The 23,837-nt window shown below is 47.7% G+C and carries 20 protein-coding genes and 1 riboswitch; of the genes, 10 read left to right on the top strand and 10 right to left on the bottom strand.

The genetic code is table 11. The annotated features are described in order from the left end of the window. Positions 1 to 175: 175 nt before the first annotated feature. Entirely contained in the window at positions 176 to 1,483 is a 1,308-nt protein-coding gene (locus DCM90_RS07405; protein WP_109250734.1) for a dicarboxylate/amino acid:cation symporter, read from the top strand. Between the two features lie 698 nt (positions 1,484 to 2,181). After that, positions 2,182 to 2,352, bottom strand: a riboswitch (M-box (ykoK) riboswitch). Between the two features lie 54 nt (positions 2,353 to 2,406). Here the strand turns inward: DCM90_RS07405 and DCM90_RS07400 are convergent. Beyond that, the gene (locus DCM90_RS07400; RefSeq protein WP_109250733.1) at positions 2,407 to 3,942 is read right to left on the bottom strand and encodes a multicopper oxidase family protein; all 1,536 of its coding nucleotides are present in this window, start codon (positions 3,940 to 3,942) and stop codon (positions 2,407 to 2,409) included. A 204-nt stretch (positions 3,943 to 4,146) separates the two neighbouring features. Between DCM90_RS07400 and DCM90_RS07395 the strand changes: the two genes are divergently transcribed. Then, positions 4,147 to 4,488 (top strand): hypothetical protein, encoded by a 342-nt coding sequence (locus DCM90_RS07395; protein ID WP_109250732.1) that lies wholly within the window; start codon positions 4,147 to 4,149, stop codon positions 4,486 to 4,488. Positions 4,489 to 4,620: 132 nt separating this feature from the next. After that, positions 4,621 to 4,893 (top strand): hypothetical protein, encoded by a 273-nt coding sequence (locus tag DCM90_RS07390; protein ID WP_109250731.1) that lies wholly within the window; start codon positions 4,621 to 4,623, stop codon positions 4,891 to 4,893. An 88-nt stretch (positions 4,894 to 4,981) separates the two neighbouring features. Here the strand turns inward: DCM90_RS07390 and DCM90_RS07385 are convergent, their stop codons facing one another. Together DCM90_RS07385 and DCM90_RS07380 are read right to left on the bottom strand one after the other, a co-directional pair. Continuing rightward, a complete protein-coding gene (locus tag DCM90_RS07385) occupies positions 4,982 to 6,421 on the bottom strand; it encodes a nicotinate phosphoribosyltransferase (RefSeq protein ID WP_109250730.1) in 1,440 nt (479 codons plus the stop codon). A 95-nt stretch (positions 6,422 to 6,516) separates the two neighbouring features. Then, positions 6,517 to 7,233 carry a GntR family transcriptional regulator gene (locus tag DCM90_RS07380; RefSeq protein WP_109250729.1) on the bottom strand — a complete coding sequence of 239 codons (717 nt, stop codon included), beginning with the start codon at positions 7,231 to 7,233 and terminating at the stop codon, positions 6,517 to 6,519. A gap of 207 nt (positions 7,234 to 7,440) precedes the next feature. On the opposite strand from DCM90_RS07380, the gene DCM90_RS07375 reads away from it, so the two are divergent. Next, the gene (locus DCM90_RS07375; RefSeq protein ID WP_109250728.1) at positions 7,441 to 8,439 is read left to right on the top strand and encodes an amidohydrolase family protein; all 999 of its coding nucleotides are present in this window, start codon (positions 7,441 to 7,443) and stop codon (positions 8,437 to 8,439) included. 85 nt (positions 8,440 to 8,524) lie between these two features. On the opposite strand, the gene gnd is transcribed toward DCM90_RS07375, so the two are convergent. Next, positions 8,525 to 9,967, bottom strand: a complete 1,443-nt coding sequence (gnd, locus tag DCM90_RS07370) for an NADP-dependent phosphogluconate dehydrogenase (protein ID WP_109250727.1) — start codon at positions 9,965 to 9,967, stop codon at positions 8,525 to 8,527. A gap of 345 nt (positions 9,968 to 10,312) precedes the next feature. Beyond that, the gene (gene zwf, locus DCM90_RS07365) at positions 10,313 to 11,767 is read right to left on the bottom strand and encodes a glucose-6-phosphate dehydrogenase (RefSeq protein ID WP_191981031.1); all 1,455 of its coding nucleotides are present in this window, start codon (positions 11,765 to 11,767) and stop codon (positions 10,313 to 10,315) included. A 447-nt stretch (positions 11,768 to 12,214) separates the two neighbouring features. Here zwf and DCM90_RS07360 point away from each other — a divergent pair, with 447 nt between their 5' ends. After that, on the top strand, positions 12,215 to 12,997 hold the full coding sequence (locus DCM90_RS07360; protein WP_109250725.1) for an Ig-like domain-containing protein: 783 nt from the start codon (positions 12,215 to 12,217) through the stop codon (positions 12,995 to 12,997). An 11-nt stretch (positions 12,998 to 13,008) separates the two neighbouring features. On the opposite strand, the gene DCM90_RS07355 is transcribed toward DCM90_RS07360, so the two are convergent. After that, entirely contained in the window at positions 13,009 to 13,725 is a 717-nt protein-coding gene (locus DCM90_RS07355) for a dihydrofolate reductase family protein (RefSeq protein ID WP_109250724.1), read from the bottom strand. Positions 13,726 to 13,852: 127 nt separating this feature from the next. On the opposite strand from DCM90_RS07355, the gene DCM90_RS07350 reads away from it, so the two are divergent. Together DCM90_RS07350 and DCM90_RS07345 are read left to right on the top strand one after the other, a co-directional pair. Then, positions 13,853 to 14,884, top strand: a complete 1,032-nt coding sequence (locus tag DCM90_RS07350; protein ID WP_109250723.1) for a zinc-binding alcohol dehydrogenase family protein — start codon at positions 13,853 to 13,855, stop codon at positions 14,882 to 14,884. Positions 14,885 to 14,905: 21 nt separating this feature from the next. After that, positions 14,906 to 16,078, top strand: a complete 1,173-nt coding sequence (locus DCM90_RS07345; RefSeq protein WP_109250722.1) for an MDR family MFS transporter — start codon at positions 14,906 to 14,908, stop codon at positions 16,076 to 16,078. A gap of 106 nt (positions 16,079 to 16,184) precedes the next feature. Here DCM90_RS07345 and DCM90_RS07340 read toward each other — a convergent pair whose 3' ends face one another. From DCM90_RS07340 to nrdI, 3 genes are all read right to left on the bottom strand, one after another. Then, positions 16,185 to 16,682: a GyrI-like domain-containing protein gene (locus tag DCM90_RS07340; protein ID WP_109250721.1), complete on the bottom strand. Its 498-nt coding sequence runs from the start codon at positions 16,680 to 16,682 to the stop codon at positions 16,185 to 16,187. A 69-nt stretch (positions 16,683 to 16,751) separates the two neighbouring features. Next, positions 16,752 to 17,522: a nitroreductase family protein gene (locus tag DCM90_RS07335; protein WP_109250720.1), complete on the bottom strand. Its 771-nt coding sequence runs from the start codon at positions 17,520 to 17,522 to the stop codon at positions 16,752 to 16,754. Between the two features lie 37 nt (positions 17,523 to 17,559). Next, the gene (nrdI, locus tag DCM90_RS07330) at positions 17,560 to 18,033 is read right to left on the bottom strand and encodes a class Ib ribonucleoside-diphosphate reductase assembly flavoprotein NrdI (RefSeq protein WP_109250719.1); all 474 of its coding nucleotides are present in this window, start codon (positions 18,031 to 18,033) and stop codon (positions 17,560 to 17,562) included. Positions 18,034 to 18,166: 133 nt separating this feature from the next. Here nrdI and DCM90_RS07325 point away from each other — a divergent pair, with 133 nt between their 5' ends. Together DCM90_RS07325 and DCM90_RS07320 are read left to right on the top strand one after the other, a co-directional pair. Then, on the top strand, positions 18,167 to 20,158 hold the full coding sequence (locus tag DCM90_RS07325) for a cation:proton antiporter (RefSeq protein WP_109250718.1): 1,992 nt from the start codon (positions 18,167 to 18,169) through the stop codon (positions 20,156 to 20,158). Positions 20,159 to 20,400: 242 nt separating this feature from the next. Further along, complete coding sequence (locus DCM90_RS07320) at positions 20,401 to 21,900, top strand: ATP-binding cassette domain-containing protein (RefSeq protein ID WP_109250717.1); 1,500 nt, start codon at positions 20,401 to 20,403, stop codon at positions 21,898 to 21,900. A 41-nt stretch (positions 21,901 to 21,941) separates the two neighbouring features. On the opposite strand, the gene DCM90_RS07315 is transcribed toward DCM90_RS07320, so the two are convergent. Continuing rightward, positions 21,942 to 23,294, bottom strand: coding sequence for a hemolysin family protein (locus tag DCM90_RS07315; RefSeq protein WP_109250716.1), 1,353 nt, complete (start codon positions 23,292 to 23,294; stop codon positions 21,942 to 21,944). A gap of 190 nt (positions 23,295 to 23,484) precedes the next feature. Between DCM90_RS07315 and DCM90_RS07310 the strand changes: the two genes are divergently transcribed. Then, the gene (locus DCM90_RS07310) at positions 23,485 to 23,829 is read left to right on the top strand and encodes a hypothetical protein (RefSeq protein WP_109250715.1); all 345 of its coding nucleotides are present in this window, start codon (positions 23,485 to 23,487) and stop codon (positions 23,827 to 23,829) included. The last annotated feature ends 8 nt before the right edge of the window (positions 23,830 to 23,837 follow it).

Genomic DNA, 23,837 nt, shown 5'->3' with positions numbered 1-23,837 from the left:
GATAGGACGTTGCCGCGCAACTAACGTTGAATTTCGATTTTATCGAAGTTCAACGTTTTTTTTAAACCTTAAACCAAAAAAACACGAAAATTTCAGGGGAGCAATTCGAATTTCGTCCGGTTTATGGTATCCTAGATAGGAAGAATGCTAAGACAGAATAAGGATTGGTGAGAAAATGAAGAAATACCATCGTTTTCGGTTATCGTTAGGATGGCAAATCTGGATTGGATTAGGGTTAGGGGTTCTTTTGGGGGTTGTCTTTTACCAGAATAAAATGGCAATTACCGCAATGGAAAGTATTGGAACCATGTTTATTAACTTGATCCAAATGATTGTCTTACCCATTGTGGTTTCTTGTTTAACCGTTGGGATTGCAAACATGGGGGACATTAAGAAACTGGGCCGAGTAGGTGGAAAGGCCATCATCTACTTTGAAGTCATGACAACCATTGCACTTGCACTGGGGCTAGTCGTGGGAAACATTTTTCACCCAGGAACGTTTGTTGATATTCATTCCCTGCACAGTTCAAATATTAGTCAGTATTTGTCTTCGGCTAAAGCAGCTAACCATACTGGCTTATGGGGCACCATTATTGGGATTATTCCAACTAATATTTTTAAATCATTATCAGCCGGCGATATGATGCCGGTGATCCTGTTCTCCGTGTTCTTTGGTCTTGGGACTGCGGCCATTGGCGAACGGGGCAAAATTATTACTGATTTTCTCCAGGCGGTTTCAGAGGTCATGTTTAAGATCACGAACTGGATTATGCATTTGGCTCCCCTGGGGGTATGTGCCCTCATTGGGAATACGATTGCTCAGATGGGGCTAAGTTCCTTAATTCCACTAGGCTACTTTATTTTACTGGTTTATGCCACGATGGCGGTCTTTGTAGCCATCTTTATGAGTCTAGCCGGCTACTTTTTCCACGTTCGGTTCTGGGAGTTAATGCGGGTAATTAAGGATGAAGCCGTATTGGCCTTTTCGACTGCTAGTTCAGAAGCGGCCCTCCCTAAAATGATGGATAAGATGGAAAACTACGGGGTTTCCCGCAGCATTGTGTCCTTTGTGATTCCGACCGGATATACGTTTAACCTTGATGGTTCGGCCATTTATCAGTCCATTGCGGCGCTGTTCCTAGCCCAGGCCTACCACATTAATCTGAGCCTGGGCCAGCAGATTACGCTGTTAGTCGTTCTCATGATTACGTCGAAGGGAATGGCGGGGGTTCCCAGTGCCTCATTTGTGGTGCTGCTGGCGACGATTCCAACCGTTGGGATTCCGATTGCGGGAATGACGTTCATTGCGGGAATTGATCGGGTGATTGACATGGGGCGGACCTGTGTGAATGTAATTGGAAACTCGCTGGCAACCGTGATTATTGGGAAATCAGAAAATGAATACGACGCTGAAAAAAATGAAGCGTTTGTCCGGAAGTACTTAGGTGATAATGCGGCTGACCACGCCGTTGAAAATAGTTAATTAAAAAGCCGTGAAGCTGATAGTAATCAGTTTCACGGCTTTTACTTGCATGATTAGGAGATCACTTACCTCCCAAGCATTATAATGAGTAAGTTTTGGGTGAGAACTTAGTGTCAAACGGATTCGGGTTCGGGTGATTCCCATCAGCCTTAGACCGTTTCGGTTCGTTACTGAATTCCCGTGACTGTGATATGAAGATCGTTGAACCACCAGGCACCCTAATTTCCGGGTACGTCAGTAATGAAGATTAGGCTCCCAACGCAGTTCCCTACGATGTGAAGCGCACCATGACTCGCACGTCAATGCATCTTTGCCATTCTGGTGAACTGAGACTTAATCCCATTGCTCAAGCTTTTTCTGGTGTTAGAACCGGACTTTTGTGACCGTTAAACTCAGTCTGCTGCTTCAAATTGATAGCAAAATCAATTGCAGCCTAATCTTGAAAGTCGGCGCTAACGTTCAGATTGTCATACCACCGTTTCAAGCAGAAACGATGAGCAAGGGAAAGCCTAGCTATGGAATCAAGCCTCGCTGCGCAACGAGTGATGAACACTGGCTACGCTTTCCCTGCCGCTCGTTAGGAGTCGCTCCGGGGTCTAAATCGATTATTGACATTGTCATTGTTCATCACCACCTTTGGTTAGTTTGGTAAACAAAAAGTGCGCTTAACCGATTGGCTAAGTGCACTCCAAAAAAGAACTTTTAGCCAATCGTTGAGTTTTAGCACTATACGGCGTAGTTACAAGCAATTGTAACAGCTACGTTAGTTTATGCCTTGCTTTGACATAAACTGCTGACTCATTGGCGTTTCTCGACGTTTCTGAGTAGTAGCATTTTCCGTATAGGAGCCTCACCTAACAGCTTCTCTTTATTTACCTTACCTGTATTATAACGGGATCGGTTACTATTTTCAACCCGCCTGCTTACATTTTCATTCCCATTTTTTTGTAGGAATCCATGCCGGGCAACCACACGTCTTGAACGTTTTCGTGGCGTTCCTTAGCAAATGCGTTCATTAGGGTATCCATGTCCATCAGTTTATACGTTTGGGGGTGGTTCGGGTCGTAAGCCTCAATTTGGGCCATCATCCCACCGTCTTCATGTTCAATAATGTGGCAGTGGTACATGTAGACCCCCGTCATTTGGAATTGGACCTTTAACCGTACCGTTTCACCAGGATTGACGGCAATCGTGTCTTTGAGGCCGAATTCGTTGGGGTTAGGTTCGTGACCGTTCCGGGAAACGACGGTAAATAGTGTTCCGTGCATGTGGTAAGGGTGCAGCATCCCGCCGTCCATTTCGTTCGTGTTCGTCACGTCCCAGTATTCGACGTTGCCCACCTGTTGCTTATCATCGATTCGCTGCATGTCAAACTTCTTCCCGTTCAGTTCAACTTCTTCGTCCATTCCGGACATTACCGCTTGGTGAACGTGGGTTCCAGGGGTCACATCAGGGTTTGGAATATCGACTAAGTGGTCGGGCAGCTTCCGGTCCTCTGGTTCAAACGAGTGGATTCGGAAGTTAATGAGGGGAGCGTCATCGGAGTATAGGGTCACGGTGTCGCCTTCCTTGTAGTCGCTAAAATCAATGATGATTTCGGCCCGTTCTGCGGCGGTCATCATGAGCCGATTCAGGTAAACGGGTTTTGGCAGGATACCCCCGTCCGTTGCGATTTGGGCAAACGGCAGGTCATCAGTCAAGTGGAGCCGCCACTCACGCCGGTTTGCGCCATCCAATAGGCGTAACCGAACTCGCTGGGTGGTCACGTCAAAGTAGGGGTTAATGGTCCCGTTAATCACTGCGGTTGGGCCCTGGGCACCATCAGGATCATAGTCGGCCCGGTAATCCAGCTGGTTATTTTCGTGGAACTTCCGGTCCTGCAAGATTACGGGAATGTCGTCAACCCCGTAGTTGCGTGGAAACGGCAGCTTAGCTTCCACGTCATCCTTAACCAGAACCATACCGGCTAATCCCTTCCAAACCTGTTCGGCTGTGGCTGGGCAAGGGTGAGCGTGCAGCCATAATGTGGCTGCAGGCTGATCCACCTTAAAATCAATGTGCGAGGTTTCGCCGGGGTACACGGGAGCGTGGCAGCCGCCATCGATAATGGGACCGGAGACGTTCAGACCGTGCCAGTGGAAGGTGGTCAATTCAGGAACGCTATTTTTAAGGTCAATGTGGACATTTTTACCGTTTTCAAAGACAATGGTTTGTCCCAGGTATGGAGCATTGTAACCCCATGTCTTCGTTTTAGCACCGGGGAGAAACTGGGTTTCACCTTCCTGGGCTTCAACGGTGTAGTAAGTATCCGTGTCAGTCGATTTATCTGGCTGCAATAGGGGCGGAATATTTAAAGGTTGCGGCGCTACGTTAGCGGGCTCCAAAGGTATGTACGCCTCATCGTGTGTGTTAAAGGCGGCCTCATTAAAAAAGTAGGAATCGTAAACTTTCTGTGTCATAGGAATCTCCTTTCGGGCTATTCAGTACGCTTCCATCATACACCAGAGAAGAAAAAGTTTGAACGAATAACATTTGTAATCGTTTTAATTCAGTGCGGATGATGTACGAAACTAAAAATTGTGTCATAATGGAAATAAAGGGTTGCACTGATGTGTGACAACGATGGCTAACAATGTGAATTACTTTAAGGGGGAACAGTCGCTTTGGCTGAAACTATACACTTTAATGATCTTAACGACGCAGGAAAAGAGCGGGCAATCAGTGATTTTCTAACGTTTTACGTGGCTTATTTCAAGAAGAACAACCTTGAAATTTTATCCAGTTTTCCGATCGACGCCGATATGTCGGACTTAAATGCCTGGTTGTTTGCGAACCATAACTTCACCAGTGTTGAACTGCACGATAAGGCGCTGGCCCAAAAGCAAGAGATTTTAACGGATATGCTAACTAAGATTGACGTTGACCTGAATCAAACGGGGATGCCAGCGGATGGTTCCTGGGAGAATTGGTATCGTAAGCTGTATGATGGCGTGTCAAGTCGGTAATTGGAATTGGGCGGTGGCTAAGGTCACGGCTCTTTTTTTATTCGCCAAACTGAACCGGATTTGTTATAATGGGGCCAAGTTAAAGGATTAAAAGTGAATGTTGCAGACAGTTAGTTAAAGGAGGTCCTCCTGATGCCTGAAAAATTACTTTTAGCACCGTTATCACCAGCCGAAGTGAAGTTATTGGAAGATCACTTGAAGGAATGGTCCACCTGGCGTCAAAGTCAGGATCCGGATACAACCGCCCAAAGTTGGGATGAATTTATTAATAAGAGCCGGCGTAAAGCTGAATGGGTGGCCGGGTTATCCGCTGAAATTGACGATTGGGAAGCCCTGCACCAAATTCAACTTGAATTGCAAGATCGGTTAGCGGGTTACGCCCATGGCGGACAAACCCGGCAGTAATCGAATGGATGGAAGCATAAAATAACTAAGGGTCCCGGTCATCTGATTAATTAATCAGATGACCGGGACCCTTTTGATTGTGATGGGCCTAAGCCTGGCCCTCTAAGTGATCTTGAACTAACCGGGTCTGCAAATCCTTTAAGGCGACCGTCGTTGAAACGTGGTAGGTACTAGGATTGATTAATCGTTTGGTTTCAGGCCAAAGTTCGTCTAGTTTACGCTGCATGTAAGACTTAATTTCAGCAATTGATGGTGAGGTGTAGACCAGTTTGCCATGATCAAAGATCGTCTGCTGAAGCGGTTCGTACCGGAATTCAGTGAGTTCATGGGCGGGAATGGTGGCCATCGGGTCTGCGTCCACTACGGTGATGGGAGCGTCTAACGATTCATCCGCCAGCGCGATGACATCCGAGAAGGCCTTGCCGGATTCGTTGTATAACCGGTAGACCCGTTTTAACCCGGGCAGCGTCAGTTTGGCACGCGTGGCGCTAACCTTGAGTTTCGGCGTAAAGACGCCGTTTTGTTCAACCCCGGCCAGCTTATAAACGCCGCTTAATACGGGACTGGACGCACTGGTAATGAGATTTTCACCGACCCCAAAACTATCGATGGGCGCATCATTTTCCAGCAGGGTGCGGATGACGTGTTCATCCATGGAGTTAGAGACCGTGATTTTAACGTCATTAAAGCCAGCTGCATCAAGCATTCGCCGCGACTCCATGGTTAGGTAGGAAATGTCACCGGAATCAATCCGGATGCCTAAGGGCTCGTGTCCGCTAGCACGTAATTTTTTAAACGTCTCGATGGCGTGTGGCAGCCCAGAAGTGAGGACGTCAAAGGTGTCCACGAGGAGGGCACAGTTATCGGGGTAAAGGTCGGCCCAAGCGTCAAAGGCTTCCTGTTCGTTCGGGAAGGCTTCAACCCAGGCATGGGCCATCGTTCCCGATGGCGTGCCGCCAAAGTGTTCGGCAGCGTAGACGTTGGAGGTACTGTCGCAACCGCCGATCAGGGCAGCCCGGGCACCGTTAGCAGCGGCGTCGGGTCCTTGAGCCCGGCGAGCCCCAAATTCCATAACGGGGCGCCCGGACGCAGCGTGGACAATTCGCCGGGCCTTAGTGGCAATTAAGGATTCGTGGTTTAAAATGTTCAGTAAAATCGTTTCTAACAGCTGGGCCTGAATGAGAGGACCCTCTACCGTTAATAGCGGTTCCTGGGGAAACACGGGGGTGCCTTCAGGAATTGCTGTAATGGTACATTCAAACTTGAAGTTTGCAAGATAGTCTAAGAAGTCCTGATTAAAAATGTGCAGGGATGCCAAATAGTCAATATCTTCCGGTGTGTATTGAAGATCTGATAAAGCATCGATGACTTGCTCAAGGCCAGCGAAAATCACGAAACTTCCTTGGTCGGGAACCCGCCGAAAGAAGATATCGAATACCCCGGTCGCATTTGGTAGGGCTTGTTGAAACCCATTGGCCATTGAGAATTCGTATAGGTCAGTGAGCATAGATAAATCAGAGATTTTCATCAGTAAATTAATTCCTCCTAAGGAACCTTGTCGTATTGCTTAAATTGTAACAGTTTTCATTGAACTGTCAATGAAAGACGGACGGTCGTTTTAGGCTAAGAAAAGCGGCGGTGCTGCAAATGGCGCATGAGTTTGCCAAATGAAAGGGCCCGACTTAATAGGGCAACTTTTCGGGTGCCCCGACTGATTTCGTCGGCCACCGTTTCCACTTGCATGGCGGATTCCGGCTCATCTGATCCGGGCCGATTAGTGACTACCGGCTGACTGGTCGTGTGAAACTCACCCTGAAACTGATACTTTTGGCGGAGCAGCGGAATAATGGCCGTATGGTTCAGTTCACTAATGAAGAGTTGGGGAAAACGCAGGTAGGGCAGGTAGATCGTATCGAAAAAGACGGGAACGGCATTAGCGTAAGTGACGTACTGGATCTGATACAAGTAATCATCCCGGGTTAGGCCCATTTGCGCCCGGATGTCGGGCAGTCCCCCGTCGACAATCAGGGTAAAGCCAGTGAGTTTAACGGTGGGAACTGCCCCTAGATTCATGACCGTTTCTTTGACGTTATAGTAGTGGAAACTCGGATCGTGGTTTTGCCGTTCTAAGACGAAGGAACCCTGCCCCTGGCGGCTAATAATGTAGCCTTGATTAGCGAGTTCGGCAAGCGCCCGGCGAACGGTCACCCGCCCCATGTGGTAGTGGCGTTGCAGCTGGGACTCGGAGGGTAATTTATCATCGGCAGCCCAATCACCGGATTCAATCCGACGAATTAAGGCGTTTTGCAGGCGCTGATAAAGCGGAATTTTAATGGCCATTTTAATCACCTGTCTGGTTGTTAAGATAAGTTTATTTGAGTTTAAAACGATGCAAACGAAGATGGGGAACCCACCTCATTTTAACGCATTTTTGGGTCTTCGCCGCAACTTGTTCTATTCAAAAAGATCCCGATAAAATTTTGACGCGGCGCGGTCAGGGGACTATGGTGAACCTGTTTACAGCACGTTAATTGGGAGGTTTAATTAATGGATACGAAAAAAATTGCGTTAGAAGAACACTTTTCAACCCCGCAAAACAGTCAACTATGGAATGACTCCGGTGAAGCTGCTAGAAATGGTCAATCCTACACGGACTTTATTGTGGATCGGCTTTGGGATGACAACCAGGCTTACTTAGATGAACTTAACCGGTTAGGAATTGAAAGGGCCGTCATGTCCCTGACTTCACCAGGGGTTCAAGGCATTAACGACCCTCAGACGGCCGTTGACTTAGCACATAAGAGCAATGATGAAGCTTATGAACACTACGTCAAAGCCAACCCCAATCGTTTCAGCCTGTTTGCTGCGGTCGCCCTGCAGGATCCCAAGGCAGCGGCGGATGAAGCTGAACGGGCAGTGAAAGAGTTAGGTGCTAAGGGAATTTTAATTAACGGCTACACCAATATGGGTGACGTTAATCAAGCCATGTACTTAGATGATGCGCGGTTAGATGGTTTTTGGAGCCGGATCAATGACTTACACGTGCCAGTGTACCTGCACCCCCGCGAACCGATGCCAGCTTCAACCCAGATTTATCAAGGCTACCCCGAATTAATTGGTTCAGCTTGGGGTTTTACCCAGGAAACGGCCGTTCACGCCATTCGGTTAATTATGAGCGGCCTGTTTGACCGGTACCCTGACCTAACCGTTATTCTGGGCCACCTTGGCGAGGGATTATCACAGACCTTGCCACGGACGGAACACCGGCTTTACCGGCAACGAAACGGCGAAGTTAACGGAAAAAACCAGCGACCGTTAACGAGCTACCTGCAAACGAACTTCATGTGCACGACTTCCGGCCATTTTAATACGGATGACTTTAAGAGTGCCATTGCCGCCTTTGGGCCGGACCGGGTAATGTTCTCGGTTGATTATCCGTATGAAGATAATGCCGATGCTGCTAACTGGTTTGACCAATTAGCCTTACCAGAGGACGTGAAGAAACAGATTGCCTACGGCAACGCACAAAAACTATTGAACCTTTAGATGAAGGTAAAAAGGGTCGCTCAGTGTTAAACCGAGCGACCCTTTTTTGTATGATTTTATTTCAACGCCTAAGCGAGAAATGGATTTATTGTTCTTCGTACCAAGTGTAGTGGAAGTCACCTGGGCGATCAACACGTTCGTACGTGTGAGCACCGAAGTAATCACGTTGAGCTTGGAGTAAGTTGGCTGGTAAGACTTCAGCACGGTATGAGTCGTAGTAAGTAATTGCGGCACTAAACGAAGGTACGGGTACCCCAGCTTGAACGGCCCAGTTAATAACGTCACGTGTTGATTGTTGGTACTTAGCAGCGATTTCCTTGAAGTAGTCATCAAGTAACAAGTTCTTCAAGTCTGGGTTCTTTTCGTAAGCATCAGTGATGTTTTGTAAGAAACGAGCCCGGATGATACAGCCGGCACGCCAGATTTGGGCTAATTCGCCGTACTTAAGGTCCCAGTTGTAAGTGTCAGAAGCAACCCGAAGTTGTTCGAAGCCTTGAGCATAACTCATGATCTTCGAGAAGTAGAGGGCTTCACGAACCTTTTCAACGAACGTATCGCGATCAGGTAAGTCAACCTTGTTGTCAGGAGCAGCCAAGACCTTAGAAGCAGCAACCCGTTCGTCCTTCATCATGGAGATGTAACGAGCGTAAACTGATTCAGTGATCACTGATTGTGGCACTTGGATAGCTAAAGCGTCTTCTGAAGACCACTTACCGGTACCCTTGTTGTTCCCACGGTCGAGGATCATGTCAACGATTGGCTTGCTCTTGTCATCGCCTAAGTCATCCTTACGAGTTAAGATGTCAGCGGTGATTTCGATTAAGTAACTGTCAAGTTCGCCCTTGTTCCAGTCCTTAAAGATCTTAGCTTGGTCGTCAACACCGATGCCACCAACGTTACGCATGATGTTGTAACTTTCATCGATCAGTTCTTCATCACCGTATTCAATCCCGTTGTGAACCATCTTGACGTAGTGACCAGCACCGTTAGGGCCGATGTAAGCAACACATGGCTTACCATCTTGTGGGGCCTTAGCAGCAATCTTTTCTAAGATTGGGGCAACGAGGTCGTAAGCGTCCTTTTGACCACCTGGCATTAATGAAGGACCTTCTAAGGCACCTAATTCACCACCGGAAACACCCATCCCGATGAAGTTGATGCCTGATTCATCAAGCCGTGCGTTCCGTGCCATGGTGTCGTGGAAGTTAGTATTCCCACCATCGATTAAGACATCGCCCTTATCAAGCATTGGGAGCAATTCATTAATGATGTCGTCAGTTGGTTGACCAGCCTTGACCATCATCAAAATCCGACGAGGCTTCTGTAAGGAATCAACGAATTCTTGTAAGGAGTAGGTTGGGATTAAGTTCTTGTCCCCGTGATCCTTGATAACTTGTTGAGTTCTTGCTGGAGTCCGGTTAGTGATTCCTACCGTGTATCCACGACTTTCAATGTTCAGGGCTAAGTTCTTGCCCATGACAGCCATACCGACAACGCCGATATCTGCTTTTTTTGCTGTATCTGCCATTACTAACCTTCCTTTATCAAAAAGAATTTTTAATTTCGATATTACGTATATAGTGTATCATCTCACAAAAAGAATGTGAACTAATTCGTGCCATTTTTTTAATATTTTACAATTTTATTCCAGCCACGTTAGATTGTGAATCTGCTGTTTCACAAGGGTAAATAGCTAGAATTCAATTGAAAAGTTAAAAGTTTGTGAAAATAAGAAAAAATTGGCTTTCAATTATCGTTAATGGCGTTGGGAATAAAATGGAAGCAACACACAGTAGGTCACAAAAGGACCATCATAAAAACCGACTCACCAATTCCAGTTGTGAAAGGTGAGTCGGTTTCAATGTTTAGTTCATTAGTGGTTCAAATGGTAGACCCATTCGCGGTGGTCACGTTCCAATAGTTCATGGGCACTAGCTGGTCCCATGGAGTATGGCGTGTAGTTAGGGAAATCGGGTTCTGACAGATCCCAAACCCGGCGAATCTGATCAACAAACTTCCAGGAGTAGGCCACTTCTGACCAGCTAGAGAAGTTGGTTCCATCACCCTTTAAGACATCATGAAGCAGACGTTCGTAAGGTTCTGGCGTCTGATCGGAGTGGGCTTGGTCGATCATGTACGTTAAGTTAACGGGTTCGGTTTGGAAACCGGGTTCGTTATTCTTAGCGTTTAATTGCAGCGAGAAACCAGCGTTTGGTTCAACGAAAATGGTTAACACGTTAGCGGATAATGGCTTTTCGCCGCTTTGTGGGAAAGCGAAGATGTCCACTAACGGCTTCTTGAAGACAACGTCGATCCGGGTAAACTTCCCGGCTAACTTCTTCCCGGTCCGGATGTAGAATGGGGTGCCTGACCAACGGTAGTTGTCAAACAGCAGCTTTCCGGCCACGAACGTTTCGGTGTTGGAATCACGTGGAACATCGTCTTCGTGACGGTAGTCGGGTTCATCACCGTACGAGCCATATTGCCCCCGAATAAAGTTGGTGGCGGCTTCCGCAACGTCGTAAACCCGTAGCGAACGGAGGGCCTTCACCTTTTCAGTCCGGATATCGCTATCCAGGAAGGCGACGGGTTGTTCCATGGCTAACAGGGAAACAATCTGCATGATGTGGTTTTGAACCATGTCGCGCAGGGCTCCGCTGTTATCATAGTAGCCGGCCCGTTCCTCAACCCCCAGCTTTTCAGCAAGGGTCACCTGGATGTTATCGATGTACCGGTTGTTCCACAAGGATTCGAGGACGGTATTGCCGAACCGTAAGGCCATGATGTTTTGGATCATTTCCTTACCTAAGTAGTGGTCAATCCGGAAAATCTGGTTTTCATCGAAGGACTTGCTTAATTCATCGTTTAATTTCTTGGCTGATTCAAAGTCACGGCCGAAGGGCTTTTCAATGACTAAGCGGTTAAATCCGCCGTTAGTGGATTGTAAGCCTTCCGTCTTGATGTAGCCCGCCACGGGACCAAAGAATTGGGGTGCCATTGATAAGTAGAAAATCCGGTTCCCGTTAGCTTTGTATTTCTTGTCCAGTTCGTTTAGGCGGTCGCGTAAGACGGAGTAGTGAGCTTTGTCGGTAACATCATGTTGAACGTAGTAGAAACGAGAGAGAAATTCAGCAGCTTCCTTGGTATCCGCCTTTTCGCCGGCGTGGACAAGGGATTGCTTAACGACGTCTCTGAATTCATCGTCGTTTAATTTAGCCCGTGATGTTCCCAGTAAAACAAAGTGAGTGCCTAACGTACCTTTTTGGTAAAGATTGTAGAGGGAAGGGTAAAGCTTCCGTTTTGCTAAGTCACCCGTTGCCCCAAACATTAAGAATTCTGCATCTCGTTCAGTTGCCAATGATGTTCACTCCTTGAATAGTCGGTATTTTTTGTCGATTCAGTTCGTTTATTGCAGTGAAACAAAATAAACGTAAAGGGTTGACTGATCGTCTAGACCACTTCACAGGTATTATAACCCATTTTCACTAATTTAGCACCCGTTTTGTAAACGTTTTTTTAAAAATGATGCATCCGGTTGCATACGTGATATGACGGCAATTAGTTACATCTTATTGTTTAAGGTATGAAAAGAAGTTTGAAAACAAATCAAAACGGTCATTTCGAGAAAACGGATGAAACTAATTCGGGTGGAATTTTGGCGCTTAAAAAGAATTAAAACTTTTTGATTTTGAGTTTTATCTGAGGTGAGATTGGTATAATGACCTACAGATTGATAAATTTAGTTAGTCCCTTGAGGACTAAAGGAGAGCATTCCATGAAAAAACAGATTGCGTTGATTTCTAGTTTAGCCGTCTTAGCCACGGTTGGGGGCGTTGCAACGTCTGCCGTTACTGCGATGACACCCATGACCGCCCAGGCAAAGCACATTGGACCTAGCCTTAGCACGGCAGGCAGCATTAAAACCTCGTCCACGTCCATGTCCGGAACGGCCACGAAGGGTTCCAAGATCGAAGTGAAAGCCAACAATAAGAAGGTGATTGCTAAGACGACGGCTTCAAAGAAGACCGGGAAGTGGACCGTTAAGATTGCCAAACAATCGAAGAGTACCCGGCTCTACGTCTACGCCATTAACCCCAAGACGAAGCTCTCCTTCTATAACATTGTCCACGTTAACCAAGCCGCTAAGTCAGCAGTGAAGACATCAACTTCGAAGAAGACGTCAACCAAGACTACGACTAAGAAGAACACGAGCAAGTCGACGGTAAAGACCAGTGCCGTCAACGTTCAGACCCCAACGGGAACCTGGAAGTCAAATACGTCTAAGGGAGCCTACCAAGTTTGGTCCTTCAGCCAGAAGACGGGCTTGAACGAAAAACAGTACCAAAAGGGTAAGAAGACGAAGACGCTCCTCTCCTACGCTACCTATAAGGTTTCGCCAAAGACAACTTCGTTTTGGAAGATGACCCAGAAGGCTAAGGGTGCTAAGAAGGCCACGACGTTCTACGTTAAGTTCACGTCGAACAAGAAGTTCCACTTAGTGAACAGCAAGGGAACCGCCGTGAAAACAACCTACAACACGTTTACAAAGACGAAGTAAATCGAAGCGGATTAGTAAATCGTTTCGTACTGTAACCATAAGCCACTATCCTTTAACGGGGTGGCTTTTTTGAGTTGGAAATGTTTAGGAACGCTTGGATTGGGGGTTTGGTTATTAAAGAGCTTCGGAGCCGTTTTGTCAGCAGCGACCATGGGCACGGTCACTAAACTTAAGGCATCAATCAGCCCGGCTTCAAGAAAGCTGGCGTTGACAATTCCACCGCCCTCCAGCATGAAATCAGTCAGTTGGAAGGTGTCTTCTAACCGCTGGATAAGGTAGGGAAGGTCAAGATCGGGAGTCTTTCCAGCAAAAACGTAGGAGATTCCCAGGTCGCGCAGAAAAGCTAAGTAAGCGGGAGCCACCTGATCACAGACAACTTCAATGATGGCCTCGCCCTCTCCGGGGACCGCAGGGTTGCCAATGACCGGGGCATCCCATCCTAGTTTGCCCATGGGGTCAATCGCAATCGCATATTCTTTGGCGGTCGATGTGGCAATGAAATCACCGGCGGGAACCGACTGATTTGAATACGGTGTCAGGTCGACTTGACGGCCCCCCGTAAAATCTTGTTCAAACGTTTGGCGCCCGCAGATCCAAGCGTCAGCTGCGGCTTCATCGTGGATTTGATTGTATACGGCGAGAAAGTAACTGAGCCGGGGGTTCGTGATGAAGTCACCGCTAATCTGACCGTCCAGCGTGGTCAGCATGTGGCAGGTAATATGGGACATGGTCAAGCACTCCTTTCGTTTGATTTATCATATCATAGGTAAAAACCCCAAGGTACAAACTTCGTTGATTTTGGTGCATAATGGAGGTAATTTGTGCCGTTTAAGGTGGGAAAAGGAGCGATACATTATGAAAGCAATTGGCAGCTTTAAGGGCGAACCCATTACGGATTCTGACTCATTAGTCGACGTTGAGGTTCCAACCCCTGACTTAGCGGAACACGACGTTCTCGTGGAAGTAAAGGCGGTATCTGTCAACCCGGTCGATACTAAACTCCGGGCGGGAGCCCCTAGCCAAAAGGAACCGCTGATCCTGGGGTTTGATGCCGTGGGGATAGTGGTTAAGACGGGATCGAACACCACAAAGTTTAGCAAGGGCGACCGGGTTTGGTACTCGGGGACGACAAAGCGGCCGGGGAGCAACGAAGCCTATCAAGCAGTGGATGAACGGCTAGTGGCTAAAGCACCCCGATCCCTAACGGATGAAGCAGCGGCAGCCATGCCCTTAACCTCGATTACGGCCTATGAATTACTCTTCGAAAAGATGGGTGCCAACTTTGGTCAGCTGGCGAACCCGGGAAAAACCCTCCTGATTGTTAACGGGGCTGGCGGTGTGGGATCCGTGTTAAGCCAACTCGCAAAGTGGGCCGGTTTTACCGTAATTGCCACGGCGAGCCCAGCTAACTTCGACTGGCTTCGGGCCAACGGGGTTGATCAGCCCATTGACTATCACGATGACTTAGAAACCCAAGTTCAGGGGCTCGGGCATCACTTTGTTGACGCCGCCGTTATTTTGTACGATGTCCCGAGCTATTACGATGCGGTGACTAAGTTAGTGGCACCTGGAGGGCACATTGGGGCCATTGTTGGGACCCAAGCCAAACTGAATATGGAACAATTAAAGAGCAAGTCGTTGAGTTTAGACTGGGAGTACATGTTTGCAAAGGGCGACTTTGATTTCCGCATGGAAACCCAGGGTGAGGCCCTCCGACAAATTGCCCAGCTGGTTGATAATAATTTTGTTCACACGACGCTATCCCGAACGATTGACAGTGGGCTAAACGCGAAAAACTTGCGCGAAGCCCATCAGGTTGTTGAAGAGGGTCACGTGGTCGGTAAAGTGGTTGTTTCAGGTCCGTTTAACGGTCAGGTCAACGAATAGTGAAGGGCGGGGAAGATTTGAATGGGACGTAAACGACAAGAAGTAACGTTGCTAGGGGTGTTTTCAGCAACGTTTCTTTTAAACACCGGGGCCGCCTTTATGTGGCCGCTGGTGACAGTCTACATGCACAATTATTTGCATCAATCATTAGCGCTAGCAGGGGTGGTACTCCTCCTGACCTCGCTGATGATGATTTTAGGAAGTTGGTTAGGCGGCAAGATGTTTGATCGGTGGTCGCCGTACTGGTCGGGAATTGTGGGATCTTTGATCTCACTCGTTACCATTGCCATTTTAATTTTTTGGCACGGGTGGCCCATTTTTGGGATTTTGCTGCCGCTGACCGGACTAGGTGATGGTATCGCAATGACCGTGGTGAACTCTTACGCCACGTTAATTACGTCGCGGAGCAGCCGGTTTGTGTTTAACCTGATCTATATTGCGCAAAACGTGGGGGTTGTGATCGGAACGCTGCTGGTTGGTTACTTATTGGATGATGGTGTGTGGATTGTCTTCACGATTGCGGCGTTATGTTACGTTGTGTTACTAGCAATTATGGCCACGGACTTCCACGTACCCGTTAAAAAATGGTCGGGTGACAGCGGGGATGCGAAACCGGCACCGGCTAACTTACATTTGATTTACCTGATTTGTTTTCTCATCTTTGCACTATGGTTAGGCTACTCCCTGTGGGAAAGCGACATCTCGGTCCATATGACCAGCCTGGGAATTCCGTTTGAAAAATACAGCTGGTTGTGGACGTTAAACGGGGTGTTAATTGTCATTGGCCAACCAATCACCAATCACATTGGGCTGCACTTTAAGTTAGCCCATCAGATTTGGGTCGGTGCCTTTATTTTTGCCCTTTCGTTTGTGGTCCTCATTTTTGCGAAGACCTATGCCATGTTCGTATTGGCAATGGTGATTTTGACGTTTGGTGAAATGATTGGATTTCCAGGCATGCCCGCTTGGATTGACTACTTGGCGGGACCGAACGCCAATAAGGGAAAGTACCAAAGTATGAATAACATGGCTCTATCTCTGGGTCGTGCGGTAGGCCCCCTTTACGGCGGCCTCGTCATCGACTATGCGAGCTACCGGCCCCTCTTTATTTCGGTGACCGTTCTCATGTTAATCGGGTTAGCACTCGTTATGATATGGACGAAACGACTGCCTAAAAAGACGGTCCCGGATTAGGGTTGAAAGATGACGTCAATTTGACCATAGTCATAGTACATGGCTAAAAAGACTGGCTTCCTCTGAACATAGCCGTTCAGAGGAAACCAGTCTTTTTAGGATACAATTAACCATAGAAACAGTAATCTACGGTTGTTTCGTCATCGTTAGGGTTAAAGCGGCGATCGTCAAAGCGTTCCATGATTCGCGTTGGCTTGGTCCCGCTCTTAGCTAAGCCACGGGCAACGGCGTATTGGTAAGCCTGTGAAATTGGGGCGGACCCCAAAATTTCACCGTTTTTAAAGCTACCGTGGACGTGGGTATCGATAATTTCACCTTCGGGGAGAATTAACGAACTGCAACCGTCTGGAATTGCGGAATCCATGGTACAGGCGTACCCGATCCAGTAACTGAAGTTATCCTTTTCCATGAGAATGACGCCCATTTTGGCGGGATCCGCAATGGAACCGATGTTTTCAATTTCAGTGAACCAACCGTTGGTCAGCCATTGCTGCCACTGGTCCTTAAAGTTGCCGTCTGCATTGCGGTCACTTTCAGTATAGCGACGCCCAACGAACTTAACCGTTTGGACGTCATGTTTATCAGCGCGGGTTACTTCAAACATAAGATCACCATCCTTATTTTCGTTCCCCTTTAGTATACGTCAGAAAAAACGAAAGGAGGAACTTTTTGACTACAATTCAAACCCCTGCCGTTTTATTACCTGAGCTAAATTAGCCCGGGCTTCTGGATCACGGGCCACTTCATGCAGCATGTGATCCACGTAGGTTTGGGTGGACTCGTTAGGCCCACGGGAGGCGTAGTAATCGGCAACAAGTTGGTTATAAGCCACAAAGTCTGGTTCTTGCACGGAGAGGGGTTCATAACGATTGGTAAAGTGAACGAGAGATTGGGGCAGTCGGGGTTTGAGCTCAGGCTGCTCCTTTGGGTATCCCATGGCCAACCCTAAAATCGGAAAGGTGAGGGACGGCAAGTTAAGTAAATCAATCATCGCTTGAGCATCGTTTAAAATACTACCCATAATGGTACTGCCAATCCCCATGCTTTCTCCAGCGGTTACCATAGCTTCGGCCGCAATGGCGGCATCTAGAACGCCGGCTAAAAACTTGTCCGTGCTGTGCAGGACGGTATCCGATGCTCCGGCTGCAGTCACCATCGTTTGGTTGCGGAATTGGTCTACCAGAATAACGAAATAGTGGCCGGCCGTTTCGGCCCAGTGATGGCCCGTAATTTGACTGATAACGGCAAGCTTTTCAGGATCGGTGACGCTAATGAGACTGAACTGCTGTGAAAAGGTGCTTGTGGGTGCGTGCTGGGCTGCGGCCACTAATTGGGCGACGTCATCCGGCGTCAGCTTTTCAGCCCGAAACGACCGGACGCTGCGGTGGGTCATCAATGTGGCTAAGACCGGGTTCTCGGGGTTGGATTCCGTAATGCGTGTCATGAGATGAATTCCTTCTTTTGGGGTAAACTTAGGGTGGCTATTCGGCGCTAGCGACTTCTTCGGCCCGCTTGACGAGGGCGTCGTAAATCCGGACTTCATCTGCTGGGACTCCGCGGAGTTCGTAATCAGCAATGAACGGTGCCTTAAACATGTAGGCATACCGACGGGCCGTTAAACAGTACTGCAGGTTGAAGTTCCGGTTGCCGCTGCCAACGACCCCAATTAAATGGCTGGCATTTTGGTGATACGCAATATATTCGCCACAAACGTTGGTCATGAGTTCTTTAACCCCGGAGTTAACGCCGTCCCCGCCGTCTAAGTAAGTTGGGACAAAGCAGAAGTAGTCCTTATCAAGATCATCAAAGTCGGTTTGCTCGGAGACTTCCTTAGCGTTTAACTCGGGCAAATCAGGATTTTGAGCGTGTTGCTCCGCCGCATACCGGGTAAGATTCTTAACGAAGTTGCGGGTGTTACCTTCGATGGAAATATAGAGTACGTTTAAGGGTTGCATGTGTGTCGCCTCTCTAACAATTTATTTTATTTTTAGTGTACACGGAATTTTTTTATAATTCATCCCCGAGTTTTGGGTTATGATCAATTTAAGAAATTAATAATGTTGAAGTTTGAAGAAGGAAAGGAACCACATGACTCAGACCTTTTTAATTACACAGTTGCTTGTTGCCGTTATCGTTGGAAATATTTTGACCCGGCACTTCACCAAGGTGCCACTGCCGTTTTGGCTAATTGGGCTCGGAGTTGTTTTTGCGCTGTTTCCAGCCTACCATAACTATCAGTTTAACCCGGCCGTCTTTTCGTTTGCCCTCATTTCACCGCTGCTCTACGACGAAGCTCAAAACGCCTCTCGGTCTTGGATTGGTCGGTCGTTAACCAATATTTTATCCTTAGCGGTTGGGTTGGTTATCACAACGATTTTAGTCGTGGGGTACGGCGTTTACTGGTTATTCCCGCTCCTACCGCTGAGTTTAGCGTTTGCATTAGTCGCCATTGTGACCCCAACGGACGCTTCGGCTGTCAGTGCAATTAGTGGTCACAGTGATTCCTTACCCATGCAGATGTTATCCAGTGAGTCATTATTTAACGATGCGGCCGGAATCGTGGCCTTTAACCTCGCCATTGGGGCGTACATTTCCGGGGAGTTTTCGGCCAACCTCGCCATCATGGATTTTTTGCAGGAGTTCTTCGGGGGGCTAATTTTGGGGGCCCTCTTCGGTCTCTTCATTATGTGGACGTCGACCGCATTAATTCGGTGGCACGATGATACACCGTTAATTATGGTGACTATGCAGCTTTTAACGCCCTTTGTGGTTTATTACTTAGCCACTAAGGTGGGAGCGTCCGGAATTTTAGCCGTTGTTGCTGCCGGGTTAGTGCAGGGGGAAAATCGGGACCGGCTGCGGCTGACGTCTTCTCACATGCAGTTAGTGAATGCTAACGTCTGGGAAATTATTAACGGGATTTTATCCGGGATGGTCTTTGTTTTGCTTGGTTTGTCGCTGCCCGTTGTGATCCGACAAATTTGGGGGAATAGTTGGCGAATGCTGTTCCTGCTGTTTGGAATGGGGGTCTTCATTTACGTTTCCCGGGTGGCAATTCGGCTCCTATGGTCCCACTTTTTCCTGCGGTTCGAGGACCATTCCGTTCCGAGCTGGAAGGAAAGCTGGGTGATTGCCCTTGGCGGGGCCAGCGGAACAATTACGCTGGCGTTAGCCTTCTCAATGCCCGTCTATGTTTCCCACCACTTATTTGCCCTGAGGGACGTGCTAATCTTTGTGGCGGCCGTCGTCATTTTACTGAGTTTAATTGCACCCACCCTCGCCTTTCCCCACTTGGTTGCCAAGCCGGCATCACCAGACGAAGATAATGCAAACCTATGGAAACGACGGATGCTGGATGCTGCGATTTCAAGTGTGCGAAAACAACGAGTTGATCATCCAGCGGAGGCCCAGATTGTGATTGATGCCCTCGTGCAGCAATTGACCTTAAACCAAGTCCCCAAGCACCGGCAGCACCGGATCGTTTTGGGTGAAGCAGGGGATGCTGAACGCGAAGTGATTCATCAGCTAGTCCAGGACGGCAAGGTTACACCAGCCGAAGAAAAATATTATAATCAGTTTCTCGCCTTAAACGAAGCCAGTTCGAAACGAAATTTGGTTCATGACCTCTGGATGCGGGTTCGGTTTAGCATTCATATGGGGTTTATTTCCAAGGATTTTCGGACGGCCCAAAACACCTTTTTAACGTCACCACTTGTAATGGAAGAAATTTACTGGCGGCGGGCGTTTGATAACCACGGCGAGGATATTCGGCCCTTAGAAAACGCGGGGTATGCGGCAGCAATGCAGCGGCTTCACGATATTGAGAATAGCGAGAACCAGGCCGAGGTTAACCTAACGCGGCGGGGGCTACGTAACCGGCACCGGCGAATGCAGCAGCCGGAACCAGATCAACGGGTGATTTACCAACTCTTTATGTCGGCCTTCCACGCGGAGTATGAGCTGATCCAGCAGGCGGTGAGCGACGGCGATATTTCGATGGGCCTTTCCGAAGACCTACAGCAACAGATTACGTTTGACGAGATTTCTTACATTCGTAACAGTGCGGTATATATGAAGTAAGGTTGCGGCGCGCGCTCTGCCGTGCTATAATCTGGCTATTCTAAACGAAAAATGGAGGATTCAGCGGATGCGCATCTAATCATCGATTGAAGAACAATGAACCAGGACACCCAAAGGGGAAACTGGGCAGTTTTTCAGGGATGATGGGCGTACGCAGAATCTAAAATGCGGCGTACTTTTCCTTAATTAAAAGTACGCTTTTTGTGTGCGCTGACTAATCCCTGGTGAAAGAGGGACTTAATATGACGCAATTAACGATTACGAACTTAACTCAAATTCAGCGGGGTCAAACCCTATTTAAAATAACCCGGTTATCCGCCCAAACGGGGGATCGAATTGGATTGATTGGTCGCAACGGGGTCGGCAAGTCGACCCTCGCCAAACTAATTTGTGGCGTGGATTCAGCCAGTACCGGCCGAATTAATGTGGATTCGGCGGTGACCTACGTTCCCCAAATGGTGGCAACTCATGACAAAAGCGGGGGTCAAGCCGAGTTTCAACGCATTCGAACGGCGCTGATGGCCCACCCCGCAGCCTTAATCTTAGACGAGCCAAGCGCTAACCTGGATGAAAACCATCAGGCCCAACTCATTAAGGAGTTGCAGCAGTACCCCGGCTTACTGATTGTTATTTCCCACGATCGGCACCTGCTAAACGCAGTGGCGACCCGGATTTGGGCGCTTAAGGAACAGCACGTAACGGTTTTTGAGGGAAACTTCGAGCAGTACCAAGATTGGGCGAACCACCGGTATCAGCAACAATTAACCGACTATGAACGTGACCGCCGGCAACATCATCGACTGCAGGCCACCGTTAACGAACGTAAAAACAAGGCCAATCAAATCCGTCAGGGCAAGGGGATGACACGTAAAGAGCGGGGCAACGGGCGGAGCCTATTGGAAAAAACGGCGGGGAAAATGGAACGTAACGCCAAAAAGCTAGCTAAACGAGCTGATCGTCAGGTAACCCCCGAAAAACCATTTGAAGATCAGGGAATTAAGGTCATGGCCACCGACTTGCCACCGTTTACGGGTAAAACCGTTGTGTCAGTTCGCCACCTGACCCTTTCACGGGGAACGCAACGGTTGTTACGCAACGCTAACGTTACGGTTAAACCGGGCGAACGGGTTGCGATTACGGGACCCAACGGGAGTGGTAAAACCACACTACTTCATCGAATCGTGACGCGAGAAGACGGCATCCATCTCTCTGACTCCGCCCAAATCGGCTATTTTCAACAGGACTTAACGGAGCTTACCGGTTCACTCACCGTGCTACAAACGGTGTTGGCCCATACGAAGCTTGATGAAAATCGGGTCCGACAAGTCATGGGGGCACTGGGATTACCCGCTCAGTTTTACGATCAACCCGTTCATAGCTTAAGCGGGGGAGAGCTGGTTAAGGTTCAGCTCGTTCAGGTCATTACAGGAAACTATAACGTCCTGATTCTTGATGAACCCACTAATTTTTTAGACATGTCCGCAATTGGGGCGCTCCAGAACTTCTTGTCGGCCTATCCTGGTACCGTTATTTTTGTTTCCCACGACATGAGCTTTCGGGAAGCCGTTGCCACCCGGGAACTATCCATTCAAAACCAGCAACTCATTGACCCCACCTTGACAGCGGTTGATGATACTTTATCAGCGGATCAAACGATGCTCCGGTTTAAAATTGATCAGATGATGTTGGCGGAAGAAGTGGACTGGGATGAAATTCGGCGGCTGAGGAAGATGATGAAATAAAAGAAGCGATCGGTTACACTCCGATCGCTTCTTTTATTGGTTTATTTATCCTTATCGTTCTCATTGACCGGTTTAGGGTCGTTTACCGTGACGGCAAACCAATTGATAAAGGAATTTTCATAATCGAGGACTTTTAGGTCAAAGTTCTCGATGTGGATAATGTCGTCGGACTTAACGTCCGGGTAATTATCAATAACATAGCCGGATAGGGTAACTGATTCAGAAGCTTCAAATCCCTTAATATCAGTATCAAAGAAACGTTCAAAGTCATACGTGGTCATCTTGCCGCTAACTTGGTAGGTGCCATTGGGCTGCTTAAAGATATATTCATCGTTGGCGTCATCAATTTCATCACGCACGGTTCCGAATAATTCTTCATAGATATCCTTGTCCGTGATGATCCCTGATGTTCCACCATATTCATCCACCACGACCACGATTGGGGTTCGGTGCTGAATCATTTGTTGGAGCACTTGCGTGATTGGCATCGTTTCAGGTGTGGTATCAATGTTACGAAGCAGCCGGTCAATCCGAATGTTAGGGTTGACCTGAGATTGTCGAATTAAATCGTAGTTGTAGACGTAACCTAAGATTTTATCTTTATCACCATCTGCAACGACGGGGAGCCGGCTGAACCGTTCTTGGAGGTAGACGTTCAACGCTTCCTTAACGGTTGCCGTAATATCAATCACGACCAGTTGGGTACGATCAATCATGATATCTTTAGCGACCTTATCGTTTAATTCAAAGGCCCGCTGCATGTAAACTAAATCGTTTTTTTCTAATTCACCACCAGCTACGGCATTTTTGGACAGGCTTAAAATTTCGGATTGTGAGAAAACCTCATCGCTTTCGTTAGCGACGGGAATTCCGAATAACTTAACGACGCCAGTTGCGGAAGTATTCAGCAACCATACAAACGGATAAAACAGAATGTGGAAATAGTGTAACGGTGTTACCACGAGCTTTAAGACCTTCATCGGCATGTCAATGGCCACGTTCTTAGGAACAATTTCCGTTAAGACCACTTCAAGGTAGGTCAAAATCAGAACCCCTAAAAGCACACCAATGATATGTGCATATGGACCAACAAACTTTTCTAACCCAAATAGATCCATCAAAATATCAATAAAGAAGGTCTCACCAATCCACCCGAGAATAATTCCTGCAAGTGAGACCCCAACTTGTGTTGTTGAAAGATATTCATTTAAGTTCGTAATCATTTTCATAGCACGTTTCATCTTAACCGATGGATTATCGTGCTTACTCATTTCATCTTCTAACGCACTTGGACGGGTTTGTACAAGCGCAAATTCGCAGGCCACAAAGAAGGCTGCGAAAAAGAAAGTCACGATAATGATCACGAGACTACTTATTAATTGACCACTAGCCAAAAATCATTCCTCATTTCATGTTTTCAATAGTCTTGTCTAATTATACAGCGGATGCGGGTGTTTTTTAAGTCAAGGTGCTTAATTGGATGAAAAATTTCGACATTAATTGTGAATTGGTCGGTCACTTCGCTTTTCGTTTTAAAAGATTGGGCATAGAATGGAGGTATACTGAACGAAGGAGATCTTAGTTATGGCTGATAAAGAACAGGAAACAGAAAAGACGTTTGCTTTTGATGATGAAACGGTTAATCAAGCGGCTGAAGTAATTTTGGACCAGGGTTACGTCACCAAAAAGGACATCCCCGAAATGGATGATCCAGATTGGGCAAAGGCTTTTGCTGGTGAAGTTGAAGGCCATTTCTTAAATGATGAAGATCACGATCCATTTGTTTACTACGAAGAATTTGACTTTGTGGGTGGAGATACGGACAGCATTATTTTTAACATGGATCAAATTCCACGTGAACAAGCCCAAAAGTTGCTGGCGAATGCCATCGGCCAAAAGATCCAAACGGATGCCGGTGATGTCTTCTAAGGCTAAGC

Origin of the sequence: Levilactobacillus bambusae, assembly GCF_003124125.1 — a bacterium.
Lineage (GTDB): Bacteria > Bacillota > Bacilli > Lactobacillales > Lactobacillaceae > Levilactobacillus > Levilactobacillus bambusae.
This window is presented reverse-complemented; position numbering and strand designations above follow the sequence as displayed.